16 protein-coding genes are annotated in these 16,331 nt (G+C 63.0%); 12 read left to right on the top strand and 4 right to left on the bottom strand.

Features of this window, described 5'->3' with window-relative positions; all coding sequences use genetic code 11:
• Positions 1-10 precede the first annotated feature (10 nt).
• Positions 11-484: a winged helix-turn-helix transcriptional regulator gene (locus tag AB4037_RS04815; protein WP_441770722.1), complete on the top strand. Its 474-nt coding sequence runs from the start codon at positions 11-13 to the stop codon at positions 482-484.
• A 29-nt stretch (positions 485-513) separates the two neighbouring features.
• On the opposite strand, the gene AB4037_RS04810 is transcribed toward AB4037_RS04815, so the two are convergent.
• Positions 514-978: an Rrf2 family transcriptional regulator gene (locus tag AB4037_RS04810; protein ID WP_441770721.1), complete on the bottom strand. Its 465-nt coding sequence runs from the start codon at positions 976-978 to the stop codon at positions 514-516.
• Between the two features lie 207 nt (positions 979-1,185).
• Here AB4037_RS04810 and AB4037_RS04805 point away from each other — a divergent pair, with 207 nt between their 5' ends.
• Positions 1,186-2,145 (top strand): NAD(P)/FAD-dependent oxidoreductase, encoded by a 960-nt coding sequence (locus AB4037_RS04805; protein ID WP_441770720.1) that lies wholly within the window; start codon positions 1,186-1,188, stop codon positions 2,143-2,145.
• 47 nt (positions 2,146-2,192) lie between these two features.
• On the opposite strand, the gene AB4037_RS04800 is transcribed toward AB4037_RS04805, so the two are convergent.
• The 3 genes from AB4037_RS04800 to AB4037_RS04790 all read right to left on the bottom strand — a co-directional run bounded on the left by AB4037_RS04800 (position 2,193) and on the right by AB4037_RS04790 (position 5,114).
• Entirely contained in the window at positions 2,193-2,783 is a 591-nt protein-coding gene (locus tag AB4037_RS04800) for a phosphatase PAP2 family protein (protein WP_441770719.1), read from the bottom strand.
• 66 nt (positions 2,784-2,849) lie between these two features.
• A complete protein-coding gene (locus AB4037_RS04795; protein ID WP_441770718.1) occupies positions 2,850-4,196 on the bottom strand; it encodes an aspartate aminotransferase family protein in 1,347 nt (448 codons plus the stop codon).
• A gap of 63 nt (positions 4,197-4,259) precedes the next feature.
• A complete protein-coding gene (locus AB4037_RS04790) occupies positions 4,260-5,114 on the bottom strand; it encodes a fatty acid desaturase family protein (protein WP_434960749.1) in 855 nt (284 codons plus the stop codon).
• Positions 5,115-5,530: 416 nt separating this feature from the next.
• On the opposite strand from AB4037_RS04790, the gene AB4037_RS04785 reads away from it, so the two are divergent.
• The 10 genes from AB4037_RS04785 to AB4037_RS04740 all read left to right on the top strand — a co-directional run bounded on the left by AB4037_RS04785 (position 5,531) and on the right by AB4037_RS04740 (position 16,211).
• Positions 5,531-6,295: an MtnX-like HAD-IB family phosphatase gene (locus AB4037_RS04785; RefSeq protein WP_441770717.1), complete on the top strand. Its 765-nt coding sequence runs from the start codon at positions 5,531-5,533 to the stop codon at positions 6,293-6,295.
• Entirely contained in the window at positions 6,292-7,206 is a 915-nt protein-coding gene (locus AB4037_RS04780) for an arginase (RefSeq protein WP_441770716.1), read from the top strand. Before AB4037_RS04785 ends, AB4037_RS04780 begins: the two co-directional genes overlap by 4 nt.
• Complete coding sequence (locus AB4037_RS04775; protein WP_434960746.1) at positions 7,203-7,565, top strand: EamA family transporter; 363 nt, start codon at positions 7,203-7,205, stop codon at positions 7,563-7,565. The genes AB4037_RS04780 and AB4037_RS04775 overlap by 4 nt, the downstream gene beginning before the upstream one ends.
• Positions 7,562-8,467, top strand: coding sequence for an alpha/beta hydrolase (locus tag AB4037_RS04770; protein ID WP_441770715.1), 906 nt, complete (start codon positions 7,562-7,564; stop codon positions 8,465-8,467). The genes AB4037_RS04775 and AB4037_RS04770 overlap by 4 nt, the downstream gene beginning before the upstream one ends.
• Positions 8,464-9,600, top strand: a complete 1,137-nt coding sequence (locus AB4037_RS04765) for a GNAT family N-acetyltransferase (protein WP_441770714.1) — start codon at positions 8,464-8,466, stop codon at positions 9,598-9,600. The genes AB4037_RS04770 and AB4037_RS04765 overlap by 4 nt, the downstream gene beginning before the upstream one ends.
• The gene (locus tag AB4037_RS04760) at positions 9,597-9,992 is read left to right on the top strand and encodes an EamA family transporter (protein WP_434960743.1); all 396 of its coding nucleotides are present in this window, start codon (positions 9,597-9,599) and stop codon (positions 9,990-9,992) included. Before AB4037_RS04765 ends, AB4037_RS04760 begins: the two co-directional genes overlap by 4 nt.
• 2 nt (positions 9,993-9,994) lie before the next feature.
• The gene (locus AB4037_RS04755) at positions 9,995-11,797 is read left to right on the top strand and encodes an ATP-binding protein (RefSeq protein WP_441770829.1); all 1,803 of its coding nucleotides are present in this window, start codon (positions 9,995-9,997) and stop codon (positions 11,795-11,797) included.
• Positions 11,772-13,154: a sigma-54-dependent transcriptional regulator gene (locus AB4037_RS04750; protein ID WP_434960742.1), complete on the top strand. Its 1,383-nt coding sequence runs from the start codon at positions 11,772-11,774 to the stop codon at positions 13,152-13,154. Before AB4037_RS04755 ends, AB4037_RS04750 begins: the two co-directional genes overlap by 26 nt.
• 125 nt (positions 13,155-13,279) lie before the next feature.
• On the top strand, positions 13,280-14,542 hold the full coding sequence (locus tag AB4037_RS04745; RefSeq protein WP_441770713.1) for a class I SAM-dependent methyltransferase: 1,263 nt from the start codon (positions 13,280-13,282) through the stop codon (positions 14,540-14,542).
• Positions 14,543-14,654: 112 nt separating this feature from the next.
• The gene (locus AB4037_RS04740; RefSeq protein WP_441770712.1) at positions 14,655-16,211 is read left to right on the top strand and encodes a DUF4070 domain-containing protein; all 1,557 of its coding nucleotides are present in this window, start codon (positions 14,655-14,657) and stop codon (positions 16,209-16,211) included.
• Positions 16,212-16,331: the final 120 nt, after the last annotated feature.

The following is a 16,331-nucleotide window of genomic DNA, read 5'->3' as shown; positions in this document are numbered from 1 at the left end:
GGCGAGTGCCATGGCCAAGCGGGTAAGCCACCGGGAATCTGCGTGCGGCGTCGCCCGGCCGCTGGATGCGATCGGCGACTGGTGGTCGCTGCTGATCGTGCGCGACGCCTTCGATGGCCTGCGTCGGTTCGGCGAGTTTCAGAAGAGCCTTGGCCTGGCCAAGAACATCCTCTCGGCCCGGCTCCGCAACCTGGTGGCCCACGGCATCATGGATCTGGCGCCCGCCGGTGACGGCGGTCCCCATCACGAATACGTCCTGACCGAGAAGGGCCGCGGCCTATTCCTGGTTCTGGTGGCCTTGCGGCAATGGGGAGAGGATTTCTTCTTCGAGCCGGACGAAGCCCATGTGCTGTTGGTGGACAAGAAGACCACCCTGCCCGTGCGCCGGCTCGAGCTTCGTGCCCAGGACGGACGTGTGCTGGGCGCGCAGGACACCTTCGTCCGCAGCCCACCGGATGGAGCAGATATGGAGGAGAAGAACTGAGCCCCTGCTCGCTGGCGCAGCAGGTCGTTCTACCGTTCCTTCCCATGCCCATCGCAGCCGCGTTCACGGTGCGCCGCCAGGCGCGCCTGGAAATCGCCGGAGAGATCCGCCAGCGTCACCTTGGCAAACTGATCGAGCAGCAATTGGCGGGCTTTGCCGAGCGCATCGTCGAGACGCGCATTCACAGCCTGTTCGACCAGGCATTGCGGGTGGTCCTCGGCCAGACCCAGGGCGAATATGGGTGGCTCGCCGATGGCGGCATAGACATCGCGCAAAGTGAATTGATCGAGGGGCCGGGCCAGTTTCCAGCCGCCGCCATGGCCTTTCTCCGACGTCACATAGCCCTGCTCCCTCAGTCCGGCCATGGTGCGGCGGATCACCACGGGATTGGTATCGAGCATCCTGCCGATCTCATCCGAGGTCAGGCCGCGCTCGGCCTGATCGATGTGGAGCAGCACATGGAGCATGCGTGACAGCCGGCTGTCGCGAGCCATTTCCGTTCCCTTTTCTTCCGGCATCCCCGATCCGGCAATCGCACCGTTGCACGGAGATTCCGCTGATGCAGAGATAGCCGCAATATGATCTCGTAACAATAAAAGTTGCGTTCTTGAGCGCCCCGCATATCATGTAACTCTTAATGATACGAATCTGGCAGGCATGCCAGCGAGCCATTTCTCAACTCCGGACCTACAGGTGCTCCAATGATCGCCGCATCGCCTCTTAACGGTATCGACCGCCCTCGCCACGCCGCTGATCACGACGTCATCATCATCGGCGGCAGTTTTGCCGGCGTCTCGGCCGCAATGCAGCTCGCCCGCGCCCGACGCCGCGTGCTTCTCATCGATGGCGGCCAGCCGCGAAACCGCTTCGTCGAGAACGCCCATGGCTTTCTCGGACAGGATGGACGGCCCCCGCGCGAGATCATCGGCACCGCTCTTGACCAGCTCTCCGCCTATCCGACTTTCGGTTTTCTCGCCGGACAGGCCCTGCAGGCACGCAAGAACGGAGATTTCTTCGAAATCGATCTGGGAGAAAAAGGCACCGTGCGCGGCCGGCGGCTGATCCTGGCAACCGGCGTCGGGGACGACCTGCCGGAGATCGCCGGCCTGCGCGAGCGCTGGGGCCTTTCCATCTTCAGCTGTCCCTATTGTCACGGCTATGAGGTCGCGGATCGCCGCCTCGGCGTAATCGCCAACCATCCGATGTCGGCGCATCAGGCCGTCCTCGTGTCGGACTGGGGTCCGACTGTCTATTTCACTCAGGGCCGGTTCGAGCCGGATGAGGAACTCCTCCCCCTGTTTCGTACGCGCAAGATCGAGGTCGAACGCAGCCCGATCGTCGAGATTATCGGCTCCGGCACGGCGGTCGAGGCCGTCCGATCCGCGGATGGCCTGACGGTGCCGGTCGAAGCCATTTTCACCGCACCACAGACCTATTTGACGTCTCCCCTTGCCGAACAGCTCGGATGCCGCATCGAGGACGGCCCCCTCGGGCCCCTCATCGGCGTCGACGACCAGAAGCGCACCAGCATCGAGGGCGTTTTTGCCGCTGGCGATGTCACCAGCATGATGGCAAATGCGACGCTGGCGTCTGCAGCCGGTGTGATGGCAGGTGTGTCCGCGCACCGCTCGCTTGTTTTCGACAGCGGCGCGCATGGATGATCCGCGGGATCAGGCAGGCCGGAACCGGCCCGCCGTCGGGCACGGGATCACGCCCGCACCCACCCGGCCCGGATCAACATGGAGAAAAGGCGGCGATAGCAGGCCTCGGCAAAGGCGAGCAGCCTCGTTCCCGCGAGCACCATCAGGCCTCGCGATAGCATGGCTCCTGTCAGGCCGCTTAGCGCGCCGCCGAAAATGTCGAGGGGATAATGCACGCCAAGATAGATGCGCGCCCAGCCGACCATCAACCCGGTGACGGCAAACAGCCAGGCGCTAGCCGCCCGTTCGGCGAACGCATAAGCCCAGGCCGCGGCGAACAGGACGGTCGCATGATCGCTGGGAAACGAGCTATCGGCAGCATGCGCCAGATAGCTGTGTCCGATCCCAGCCTCGTGCGGCCTGGGTATCTGAACCCCGGTCGAGATCAACAGATTGATCCCCAGAGCCAACAAGATGGCGGTCACGACGGCCATCGCGGCACCACGGTCACGCGAATTGCCCCATAGCCAGTCGATCATCAGCTTCGCTGGCAGGCTGAAGATCAGAAAGACAGCGGCGAGATAGCCGATGTCGAGGCCGACCGCACTGGCCGGCACGCCCGCATTGAGGATCGCGAACAGGGTCTGGTTCAGGGTCATTCAGCAATCATCGCATGGAAAACACTTCGGCCGCCGCCAGCGGAAAGCAAGCAGCGGCCGGATGGATCACATCGTCCGTGCGAGGCTGTCGGCGACATCCTTGGCGGCCGCCAGCGTCACTGCGATGTCTTCGCGGCTATGGGCCGTCGACACGAACAGGTTCTCGTAGGCCCCGGGATGGAAGAGCACGCCGCGCTCCAGCATGCCTTCCCACCAGCGCCGGAACAGTTCCTGGTCGGCATAGCGCTCGGCATCGCGATAGTTGTGGATCGGCTTGTCGGCGAACCACACCTGCATCAGGGGGCCGAGACCAACCGTGTAGGCGGGCAGCCCGGCCTGTTTCAGGACGCGGTCGAGGCCTGTCCTCAATTCGTCCGAGACAGCATCCAGCTGCTCATAGATCCCATTCTGGCCGAGTTCGTCCAACGCCGCATTGGCGGCGGCGACCGCGATGCCATTGGCCGTATAGGTGCCCGCCATCGACACGGTCCCGTCAGCGACCAGGCTCATGATCTCCTTCCTGCCGCCGAGGGCCGCCACCGGGAAGCCGCCGCCGAGCCCCTTGGCGAACACTGACAAATCAGGCCGAATGCCGAGCCGCGCCTGAGCGCCACCAAGGCCCAGGCGGAAACCGGTGATGACCTCGTCGAAGATCAGCACGACATCATGGCGGGTGGCGAGATCGCGCATCGCCTCAAGATAGCCCGGCTTGGGCAGGATGCAGCCGGTATTGCACATCACCGGCTCGGTAATGATGCCGGCGATATCCTCGCCATGCTTGGCCAGAACGTCGGCCAGCACCTGCGCATCGTTCCAGGGCAGGATGATCAGGTTCTCCTCCACGCCGCGCGGCATGCCGGGGCCCTGTGCAACGGCCGTGGGGCTGTGGTCCGGTCCGGCCTTGTCGATCGGCGGGTGCTTGCTCCAATACACGCCGTCGGAAAAGCCGTGATACATGCCCTCGAAGCGGATGATCTTACGCTTTTTGGTGAAGGCCCGCGCCAGGCGCGTCGCATAGAGCACCGCTTCGGTGCCAGTATTGCACAGGCGCGCCTGCTCGACGCCAGGTACCGCGGCCACGATCTTTTCGGCCAGGACGGCCTCGTCCGCCGTCGGCAGGGCGAAAACGGTGCCGCGCTGCTCGATGAAATCGACAACGGCGCGGGTCACCTTGGGCGGGCGATGCCCGAGGATCATTGGGCCGAGCCCAAGCAAATAGTCGATGTAGTGATTGCCGTCGACATCGACGAGCCGAGATCCCTCGCCCTTCTCGACGAACAGGGGATAGGGCAGCCAGCCGGACCATTGGGCCCGGGCGGTCGAGTTCACGCCCCCTGGAATGACATGGCGCGCCGTTTCGAACAGGGCGGCGCTGGTGGCGGTGCGCGTGAGAGTGGTGCTGATGAAATTCACGGAACTATCTCGATTGAAGAGGGAGTTGGCGAACGCCCCGTCCTTCGACGGGTGTTCCTGGGCTCAGTGCTGGGTTAGATCGGCGTCGAGGAAACCGAGGGGATGGGGCGGGCGGATCACCCGCGTGCCGGCCTGTTCCTGCTCCGCGGCAATGTTGCGGTGGAGCTCGGGCATCTTGGTCCAATGGACCTTGGGCCTGTAGTGATGCTCGGCGTGATAGCCGTTGTTCATCCAGGTCCAGTTGTAGACCTTTTCATAGGTACTCACGCCCCAGGCCAGCGGCTTTTCCGGGTCGCCACCGAAATGCTCGTAATAGCCGTTGAGGGACGACAGGCACTGGCCCAGATAGTTGAAGGGCAGCATGCAGACGATGAAGCGCCAGTCGAGCAGCGCCAGCACCAGGTAGAAGCCGATCATCACGGCAAGTTCGAACTTGGCCTGACGAGCCTCGCCCGGACGCCTGACCGCCATGGCCCTGAGGATCTCGGCAGGGTCATCACGGAAATAGCTCAGGAAGGTATAGGCCCAGACGTTTTCGGGTTTTCCGTCATGGCCATGCTTGTAGATCGACAGATAATCGATCGTCTTTCCACTGCCGTCGGGGCGGTCCATGTTGCCACTGTGATGGCGCATATGAACAAAATTATACATGATCTGCGAAAACCCGAGCGTAATCGACAGCATGAAGCTGAAGGCGACATTCAAGGTCTGGCTGGCAAAGAACGAATTATGAATGAAGTTGTGGGATATACTGTTGATATTCCATGATATCGACAGCGAATAGATCAGTGCCAGGCAGATGAAGCTCCACCACGACAAATGCGGAAAGGCGAAAAACAGTCCGATCACGGCAAGGAAATGAGCGGTGCCGAGTACCACGGGTACCCAGTCCCATTTTGAGTATTGCAGCATGCGCATCTTGAACGTTCCTGGTTCGGTCGCCTGGTCAGGCAACCAACAGAGCGGCTGCCGCACCAACCGCAAGGAACGTGCCAAGATCGCCAAAGCAGGGAATGGCCGCCTTCCACCAAGGTTTTTGGCACATTGCCCGCCATGGCGGCGCGCAGTGCGCCGATTGCCACTCCGACATTTCATGACGCGAGCTACAAAACTTGTAGCTCGCAATTTGGAGGGAGCCGAGGAAGCCGCGGCCTTAGCGTGCCGATCTTCTCCGTTCCATCGGCAGGTCGATGGAGCGGGATCGGCATTTCCGCCGGCAAGCATTCGTCTCCATGCCGGTCTGGAGACCGGCACACCGGTTTGCGACCCCAAGAAGGCCGACTGGCACGCATCTTGCCACCCGAGAGGCAAACCTTCTGCCAGCGGATCGTGAAATGGCGTATCGGATATATTGCGACTTCGACGGAACGATAGCGACCAGCGACGTTACCGACGTCCTGCTCGAGGCTTTCGCGACCCCCGGCTGGCGCGACATCGAAGCCCAATGGCAGGCGGGCCTGATTGGCTCCGCCGATTGCATGGCGCGCCAGGTCGCGCTCCTGCATTGCAGCCACCCTGCCCTCGATCGATTGCTCGATTCCATCGACATCGATCCCGGCTTCGTCGATTTCGTCGCCTTCTGCCGGGACCATGACATCGAGCCGACCATCGTCAGCGACGGCCTCGACTATGCCATCCGACGCATCCTTTCGCGTCTTGGCCTGGGTGACCTGCCTGTTATCGCCAACCGCCTGATGTTCCTGGCCGAAGACCGTCATGCCATGCTCAGCCCCTACGCTTCCACGGCCTGCCGTTCGGCTGCTGGAACCTGCAAATGCGAGGCCGTCAGGGCGACTGGCGGAGCGGGGCCGCATACCACCATCCTGGTCGGCGACGGCCGCTCGGATTATTGCGCGGCCGGGGCCGTCGATCTCGTCTTCGCCAAGGCCGGCCTTCTGGAGCATTGCCAGGCCAGCGGCATCGTGCATTTGCCCTACAGGGATTTTGCCGAGGTCACGCAGCTTCTGGCCGAACGACTGCCGAGCCTCGGCGCCGGGTTGGCCGGCCTGGCAGCGCAGGTCCCCGATGGAGCCTTCCTCGGGCAGGAAAAGCATACCGGCCTGCTCGAGGCCTGCATCCCAGGCAGGGTGCTGCCATGATGCCGATCAGGATCCTGGATCTTGACGGTAGCCTACCCGGCCAGAAGCCGATCGCCCGGCGCCTTCAGTCCGGCCAGGCGGTGCTGCATGATCTGCGCTCGCTCGGCCCGGCCTTGCGTCTGTGGGCGCGCCGGCAGACCTACGCCGCTTTCGAGAGCTTCTGGGCCAGCCTGCCGGCGCCGTCCGAGCCAGCACTCACCCTGGTGGGCTCGGGCGATTTCCATCATCTCACCGCCGGCTTCATCGCCTCGGCACCGGGACCGCTGACGGTGGTTCATTTCGACAATCATCCCGATTGGTGCTGGACCATGCCCCGCCGCCATTGTGGGTCGTGGGTCAACGAAGCGCTCGCCCTGCCGCATGTCGAGCGTGTGGTCACCATCGGTCCCTGCAGCGACGATCTGGTGCGTCCGGATCGCAAGGGGGCCAACCTGGAGGCCTTGTCGAACGGGCGGCTGGAGCTTTTCCCCTGGTGGCATGGTCCCTCGGAAACGCGCAAGGAAGTCCGCAGCGGTGCCGGCCATATTGCTGCTGACGGACTGATCCGCTGGCATAATCTGGTGGATCAGGACTGGAGCGGCTTTCTTTGCGCCCTGATGGAGCGCGTACCGACGGAACGGATCTGGATCACCATCGACAAGGACGTGCTGCCGCCGACCGAAGCCGTGACCAACTGGGACCAGGGCGGGCTGCCGCTGCAGCGCCTGATCGAAGCCATCCAGCGCCTGGCGGCCAATTTCAGCGTGGTCGGCGCTGACATCTGCGGCGAATATGCGCCGATCCGCCACCGCAATCCTTTCAAGCTTATCGAATCCCGGCTGGACCAGCCGCGCGTCGATGCAGAGCCTGATCTCACTATCAATGCCCATACCAACGAGCGGCTGATCGCTGCCTTCGAGGCTGTCCTATGAACGGTTTTGCCTTCCTCGTCCTCTTCGGCACGATCCTGTGCGACGTCGTCGGACAGCTCTGTTTCAAGGCTGGCCTCGACGGTGTCACAGGCGGGGATTCGTCCCGTCCGGTCTGGCTCAAGGTCGCGACCACGCCCTTGATCTGGCTGGGCGTGGCGACCTACGCCATCGAGATCGGCGCCTGGCTGTTCGTGCTGTCACGCATGCCATTGAGCGTCGCTTTCCCGTTGGCGAGCCTCTCCTATTGCGGCATCGCGCTCGCAAGTCGCTTCATTCTCAAGGAGCCGGTATCGCGCCGGCGCTGGCTCGGGACCGCCCTCATTGCCGTGGGTGTCGCTATTGTGGGGACCTCGACATGAACGTTCATACCCCCCCGATCGGCAAATCTGAGACCCAAACCCAGTCCGCGCCCCCTCTGGCCCATGCCTTCCATTATGCCGGCGGCCCGACCGCCGTCCTGCTGATTCATGGGCTGACCGGCACGCCGGCCGAGCTGAAGCTGGTCGCCAAGGGCCTGGCCCGGGCCGGTTATTCCGTCTACGGCGTACAGCTCGCCGGCCATTGCGGCAGCGAAGCCGACCTCATGGCGACCGGCTGGAAGGACTGGCTCGCCAGTGCCCTGGAAGCTTTCGACCGGATCCGCCAGAACCACGATGCCGTGTTCGTCGGTGGCCTGTCGATGGGTGCGCTGCTGGCCCTCCTGGTGGCGTCCCACCGTTCCGATCGCGTCGCGGGCTGCCTGCTCTATTCACCGACCATGTTCTATGATGGCTGGAGCGTGCCGCGCGGCAGCGTGCTTCTGCACGTGGCCATCCTGCTTGGGCTCGGGCGCTTTTTCCGCTTCCGAGAGAATTTTCCTTACGGCATCAAGGACGACCGACTGCGGGCCCGGGTGCAGGCCGCCATGGAATCCGGCCGCAGTGAAGAGGCGGGCTTGCTCTATATGCCCGGCCGAAGCCTTGCCCAGCTTCTCTACCTCATCCGGGATCTGAAACCACGTTTGCCCGCCCTGCGCATGCCCGCTTTGGTCCTGCATGCCCGCGAGGACGACGTCACCAGCATCCGCAATGCCAATTATCTGGCGGCCAATCTCGGCGGCAATGTCGAGAAGATCCTGCTCGAAAACAGCTATCACATGATCACGCTCGACCAGGAGCGCGATCTGGTGGTCGACCATTCCGTCGGCTTCCTCAAGCGTACCGAGCCGCGCCGGCTCGCCCAGCCCGCGCTGAGCCTGGCGCTCAATCGAGGACGATCATGACGCTGACCGCCGTCGTCGAGAACTCGATCGCCGCCTTCGACAGTGCGGACTGGAATCGCTGCTTTCCGTCCGATCCGGAAAACTGGGCCTTCTATCGTGCCTGCGAGGAAGCCGGCCCTCCGGGCTTCACCTGGTACTACGCGGCCATCCGCGATAATGGCCGGTTGGTCGCCGTCGTGCCGGCCTTCGGCACCGAATATCGCCTCGACACCACCGTGCAGGGGGTCTTGAAGCGGATCACCAACCAGATCCATCGCGTGCTGCCCGCTCTCTTGTCACTGCGCCTGATCGCCTTCGGCTCGCCGGTTGCCGAAATCTGTCATCTCGGCTTTGCGCCGGAGGTGCCGGCCTATGACCGGCCGGCTCTGCTCCGGCGTATCGTCACCGCCCTGCAGGAATTTGGCGCCGCCAAGCGCTACGGCCTGCTCGGCATCAAGGATGCCCCCTCCCGGGATGACGGGCTGTGGCGCGGCGCGCTCACGCCAAGCGGCTTCACCCGCCTGCCCGGCCTGCCGACGGCCATGCTCGACCTGCCTTTTGTCACTTTCGACGCCTATCTCGAAAGCTTGAGCAAGGCCACCCGCAAGGACATGCGGCGCAAGCTCAAGGCCTTCAAGGATATTCGCGTCGAGCAGCGCCGCGAGATCGACGACGTGGTTGGCGAGGTATCCGCCCTCTACCAGCAAACGGTCGCCCATAGCGACCTTCAGTTCGAGTATCTGCCGCCGGACTATTTCCCGCAGTTGCTGCGCTTTCTTACCCCCGAAGCCAGCGTCTTCCTCTACTGGCATGGCAATGAGCTGGTCGCCTTCAATTTCGTGATCGAGACCGCGGACCGACTGATCGACAAATATATCGGCATGAACTACGCCGTCGTTCCGAAATTCAGTCTCTATTTCAACAGTTGGCTGCACAATGTCCGCTATTGCATCGAGCGCGGCATCCCGGTCTATCAGAGCGGCCAGGCCTTCTATGGCCCCAAGCTGCGGCTGGGCTGCCGGCTGCAACCCAATTGGCAATATTTCCGCCATCGCAACGCGGCAATTAACACCATACTGCAAGTCGTCGCCAAATTCGTGCGGTTGGACCGCTTCGATCCTGCGATCGCCAATCTCGTGAAGGATGCGGCATGACCAACACGATATCCACTCCGCGTCCGGGCTACCGCAATACCCTGTTTGCGTGGCTGCTTCTGCTCGTGTTCGAAACCACCTCGCAATTCGCCCTCAAGATCGGCGGCGAGGCGCTGGCGCATCTTCCCTTCGGCCTCGCCTGGCTTATGGAAGCGGCGAGCAATCCCTGGGTCATCGTCGGGGTCTTCGGCTATCTAGGGGCCTTCTCCGCCTGGATGGTCATTCTCGATCGCATTCCGCTCAGCTTCGGCTTTCCTCTCACCGCCGTGGTGATGCTGGTGGTTGCCATCGCCTCCCACTATGTCTTTGGTGAAGAACTCTCGCCCTGGCGCATGGTGGGCATCGGCCTGATCGTGGCGGGGGTGGTCGTCATGGGGGGAGGCGACGGGTGACGATGCTCACCGTTCTCTATAAATGGTGGAGCCGCTCGATACGCTGGAAGCTCGTCGGCGTGTTCGTCATCATCAGCGTCATTCCGATGCTGATCGCGACCAAATTCGCCACGCAAGTGGTCTCCACCACGTTCGAGGACAATGTCGAGGCCTGGCTGTTCCAGACCTCGCACTTTTTCGTGGCCAACATCCTCGACCAGCGTCGGGAAACCGCCAGCATCGCCGACGTGCTCGCCGAGAATGGCAGCCTGACCGCTCTCGTCACCGGACAAACGCGCGAGATGCCGCCGGCGGTGTCGCATATGATCAATGCACTCGGCTATGATCTCCTGCTGATCTCCGACAATGAAGGCAAGGTCGTCTTCTCCTCCAAGCCGGCCACCAACATCACCAGCGTGCCCTTCGGCGAGGGCCAGAAGCTCTATCTCGACGTGATCGACGGCACGCCGACCCTGATGGCGGCGGGCTCCAGCACCTTCGACTATCAAGGCCAGCGCTACCACGTGCTGATCGGTACGCTGGTCGACCAGAGCTTCGTCGCCAATATGGGGGCATTGTCGTCGCTGACCGTTCGCCTTTACTACAAGGTCAATGGCCAGTTCACTCAGGTCTATGCCTCCAACGGGCAAGCGCCCATTGCCTTGCCCGCGGCGACGCTGGCCGAGGTCGCCGGCAATGGCGTCGATGAGTATACATCCGCCGACATCGCTAGCGAGGATATCTCCATCGGCATCTATGCGCCGATCCGAGATGGCAACACCCTCATTGGCGTATTGTTTTGTGGCCTCAGCTCGGAGTCGGGCATTGCCGATTGGGTGACGAGCAAGAACCTGTTCATCGCCATCTTCGCCTTCGGCATGCTGCTGTCGCTCGGCGCCGGCCTGATCATGTCGCGCCTGCTCACCAGCCCGGTCATTCGTCTTGCGGAGGGCGTCAACGCCATCGCGAAGGGGGATTTCACCCAGCGCGTGCCGACCCGCCGCCACGATGAACTCGGCCAGTTGTCCATCGCGTTCAACTCGATGGCCCAACAGCTCGAGGGGCTGCGCAAGATGGAAGCCAAGCTCAGAAGGCGCGAGCGCATGACCACGCTCGGCGAGGTTGCCGCCGGCCTTGCGCATGAGGTGCGCAATCCGCTCGGCATCATCAAGACCTCCGCCGAGCTCCTCCAGAACAGCGCCAACCTGACCGAGGTGGAGACGCGGCGCCTGGGCTATGTCATCGACGAGGTCCGCCGGATCGACCAGTTGATCCGCGACTTCCTGGCCTTTGCCCGGCCGCCGCAGCGCATGACGGACCTGGCTCCCGTCGATCTTGTCGACCGGGTTCTCGGCAGTTGCCAGAGCGAGATCGAGCAGCAGCAGGTCCTCGTCAATGTCGAGGACGAAAGCGGCGGAGCCCGCATCCATGTCGATCGCGATCAGATGATCCAGGCCTGCCTCAACCTGGTGCTCAACGCTCTGCAGGCCATGGAAGGAACGCCCGAACTGGCGACGGCACCCGGTCTTGCCGTTCGCCCACGCCTCGACATTCGCATCACCACCGAGGGAGACGAGGTGCATTTCATCTTTGCCGACAATGGACCTGGCATCCCGTCAACCCTGATCGACCGCATCTTCGATCCCTTCGTCACCACCAAGGACAGCGGCACCGGGCTTGGCCTCGCACGCGTCTTCGCCGTCGCCGAAGGTCATGGCGGCTGGATCGAGGCCCGCAACGCCACGCATGGCGGCGCCATTTTCGAACTCGTGATACCGGCATCTCAACGGAGGGCAGGCGATGTCCCAAACGATCCTGCTCGTTGACGACGAGGTGAAGCTGCTCGACGTGTTGAGCGGCGTGCTGGAGGGGCTGGGCTATCGCCCGCTTACCGCAAGCAGCGGTGCCGCCGCGCTCGAGCGGTTGGAGCAGGAACCGGTCGATCTCGTGCTCACCGATCTGCGCATGCCCGGCATGAGCGGGCAGGAATTGCTGGCCGAAATTCACCGCCGCCATCCTTCCATGCCGGTGGTGATCATGACCGCCTACTCGACGGTGCGCGACGCCGTCCAGGCCATCAAGGACGGAGCCTTCGACTATATCGACAAGCCGATCGAACAGGAGGAGCTGGCGACGACCCTCGCCAACGCCCTGCGGCTTCACGAGGCTTTGCGCGACAACGAGCGCCTGCGCCAGGAATTGGCCGGACGCTACAAGTTCGACACGCTGGTGGGCAAATCCCCCGCCTTCCAGAAGGTACTGCGTGCCGTGAGCGAGGTGTGCGAGCAGCGCACCACGGTGCTGCTCACCGGCGAGAGTGGCTCGGGCAAGGAAGTGGTGGCCCGCGCCATCCACTTCAACAGTCCGCGCCAACGCAAACCCTTCGTCGCGGTCAATTGCGCCGCCATTCCCGAGGCACTGCTGGAAAGCGAGTTCTTCGGCCATGTGAAGGGCAGTTTCACCGGCGCCGTCAGCAATCGCGTCGGCCGTTTCGCCCAGGCCGAGGGTGGCACCCTTTTCCTCGACGAAGTCGGCGACATGCCGCTCAACCTGCAGGCCAAGATCCTGCGCGTGCTGCAGGAGCGCCAATATGAGCCGGTGGGAGCCACGGGCTCACGCACGGCCGATGTGCGCATCATCGCCGCGACCAACCGCGACCTCACCCAGATGGTGGCCGAGAACAAGTTCCGCGAGGATCTTTACTACCGCCTCGCCGTGTTCCCGATCGCCTTGCCGCCTCTGCGCGAACGCGCCGAGGACATTCCGCTGTTTCTCGATCTTTTCGCCGACGACCTCGCGCCCACGCTCGGCAAGCGCGACATCCGTTTCAGCCCCGACGCCGTGCGCGTGCTGACCGCCTATCGCTGGCCCGGCAACATCCGCGAACTGCAGAATTGCGTAGAACGTTCACTGATTTCGGCGCGCGGCCCGGTGATCTCGGCCACCGACCTGCCGCCCTATATCGCCGAAAAGCCCGGCAACGGCGCAGCGCAGGATTTTCCCATTCAACTAGACGATGCAGCTGCCGCCTTCGAACGCGGCCTCATCGTCGAAGCCCTGAAGCGGGCCGACGGCGTGCAGGTGCGCGCAGCCGAACTGCTCGGCATCAATGAACGCAGCCTTTGGCACCGGCTGAAGAAATACGACATCACCGTCTCCAAGACGGTCGGGCCGCGCTCCTAGAGCAAAGCGCGTTCAGGTGTGAACGCGCGTTGCTCTCATTGTTTTGTTTCGACGCGTCTTTGCGATTCTTGGCGATTCCGACGAACCGCAAAACGCTTTGACGCCGCCCCATAGGAGATCATGAGATGGATGCCATCCTGGACCGCATCGTGCGCTGGGCCTTTGCCCGGATCGTCAGCCGCGGCAATCTGACGGTGGTGACACCCGCCGGAACCCGGCTCGTCTTCGGTGACGGCAGCGGCGAACCTGTCACCGTCCGCCTGACGGACCGGGCTGCTGTGTTGGCGCTGCTGGCCGATCCGGACATGCGGCTCGGCGAACTCTACATGGACGAGCGCTTCCTGGTCGAGGAGGGCTCGATCTACGATTTCGTCCATCTCATCCTGCGCGAGGGCCAGAACCAGACCCATCCCCTGCCCGCGCGCCTCATCGATCGGGCCCGCGCCGCTCTGCGCCGGTTCCGGCTGCGCAACCTGCCGGGCCGTTCCAAGCGTAATGTCGCGCATCACTATGATCTCGACGGGCGCCTCTACAACCTGTTCCTGGATGCCGACCGGCAATATTCCTGCGCCTATTTCGAATATCCCGGCCAGAGCCTGGAAGACGCCCAGGCCGCCAAGAAGCAGCACATCATCGCAAAGCTTCGGGTGGGGCCGCAGCACAGGGTGCTCGACATCGGTTCGGGCTGGGGTGGTCTCGCCTGCTCGATCGCCGAGGCCGGAGCTGCCGAGGTCCGAGGCGTCACCCTGTCGGAAGAACAGCTCGCCTTTGCCCGCGAACGGCCCAAGGGCGTTGTCGAGGGCCGCGTCCATTTCGACCTGATCGATTATCGCAGTGTCCAGGGACGCTTCGACCGCATCGTTTCCGTCGGCATGTTCGAGCATGTCGGTCTTGCCTATTACGAGACCTTCTTCCGGACCGCCGCCCGGCTTCTGGCCAACGACGGCGTGATGCTCCTGCATACCATCGGCTGTTCGTCCGAACCCGGCTTCACCACGCCCTGGCTCGACAAATACATCTTCCCCGGCGGCTACATCCCCTCGCTTTCGGAGATCCTGCCGGCCATCGAGCGGGCCGGGCTGATCGTCACCGATGTGGAAGTGCTGCGCCTGCATTACGCCGAAACGCTGAGGGCCTGGCGCGAACGTTTCCTGTCACGCTGGGGCGAGGCCGAGGCGCTGTATGACGCGCGTTTTTGCCGGATGTGGGAATATTACCTCGCCGCCGCCGAGGTCGCCTTCCGCTGCGAGGATCTGGTGGTGTTCCAGATCCAGCTCGCCCGGTCCAACCAGACCCTGCCGATGACCCGCGACTATATCAGCGCCGAACGTCGGCCGGCGGCCAGCAAGTTTACGCCCGTAGACGCCCAGCTTGGAAACGTAGCCTGAGGAGACGCGCCCGACTCGTCTCCTCTCAGTCTGCCCGGACTGCCCCCTGAACCAAACGAAATGATGGAATAGCCGCAAGAATCTCCCTCAACTCCACCGAACGGTGACGACCATGGCCCATATCGTGCTGATCAATCCGCGCTTCGAGGCTTCCTATTGGGGCCTGGAACATGCCCTGCCTCTGTTCGATGCCAAGGCCAACCTGCCGGTCGCCTGCCTGCCCTTGCTGGCGGCGCTGACACCGGCCGAACACACCGTCACCCTGATCGACGAAAACGTCGAGGCAATCGACTATGAGCTCTGCGCCCGGGCCGATATCGTCGGCCTCACCGGCATGATCGTGCAGCGTTTCCGCATGCGCGAGATCCTCGATGAGTTGAAGCGTCGCAAGTGCTTCGTAGCGGTCGGCGGTCCCTGGATCACGGTGAGCGAGGACTATTTTGGCGACGACGCCGACGTCACCTTCATCGGCGAAGCCGAGGAGAGCTGGCCACACTTTCTGGATGACTGGGTCCATAATCGCCATGCCCGTCGTTACGAGCAGGCCGACAAGACCGATATGTCAACGGTGCCGGTGCCGCGCTTCGATCTCCTCAAGATGGACGATTATGCGGTCGGCAGCGTGCAATTCTCGCGCGGCTGCCCGTTCACCTGCGAGTTCTGCGACATCATCGTGGTGTTTGGCCGCAAGCCCCGCATCAAGACCAGCCGGCAGGTCATCGCCGAACTGGAGGCGCTGCTGGCGACCGGGATGGATACCGCCTTCATCGTCGACGACAATCTGATCGGCAACAAGAAGGCGATCAAGGAAGTGCTGCGCGACGTCGTCGCCTGGCAGGTCGCGCATGACTATCCGATGACCTTCGTCACCGAAGCCTCCATCGACCTCGCCGACGACGCCGAACTGATGGAACTGATGGTCGACGCCAATATCCGGGTGGTGTTCATCGGTATCGAAACGCCCAATGAAGCCGCTTTGCGCGAGACCAAGAAGCTGCAGAACGTGCGCAAAGGCGCCACCATGCTGGAAAAGGTCCACACCATCCAGCGCAGCGGCATCGAGGTATGGTGTGGCATGATCCTGGGTTTCGACAGCGACGATGCCTCCATCTTCGAAGCCCAGCGCGTTTTCATCCGGGAGTCCCGCATCGTCAACGCCATGGTCGGCATGCTCGCCGCCATTCCCAAGACGCCGCTCTACGCTCGGCTCGCTAAGGAAGGCCGTCTCGATCTCTCCGACCGGCAGCCCTACGGCACCAATGTCATCCCTCTCAATTTGAGCCGCGAGGCACTGCGCGACGGCTATCTGGAGGTGATGGCCGATCTTCACCAGCCCCAGGCCTTTTTCGACCGGCTGGACGCGCTCTATCTCGACGAACGCATCAAGCCGGAGCGCTCCAGGCTGCGGCATCTGCGCCGCCATCCGCTGCGCCTGGCGAAGCTCAACCTGATGTGGATGCTCGAAGCCGCCGGTATCTTCCTGCGCCTGATGCGCCGGGTGCCCCAGAAGGAACTGCGTCGGGTCTATCGCCAGCGCTTGTGGACGATGCTCAAGCGTCGCCAGTCGCCGGTGGTGATGCAGATCTATGCGATCAAATGCGCCATGCATTACCACGCCCATACCATGATCAGCGACATGCGGGCGGGCCGGATCGTCAACTCGTTCTAGGGCGTGTCGTCAGTTATGGTTTCGAAGCTTTGCTTGCACAGATTTGTGCTGACGGACGTCCAATGACCGCGCAGCAATTGCGCGCGGTCAGAAGTCGAGGAAACGCCAGCACAAGGCAAG

Origin of the sequence: Labrys sp. KB_33_2, from assembly GCF_052114505.1 — a bacterium.
Taxonomy (GTDB): Bacteria; Pseudomonadota; Alphaproteobacteria; order Rhizobiales; family Labraceae; genus Labrys.
This window is presented reverse-complemented; position numbering and strand designations above follow the sequence as displayed.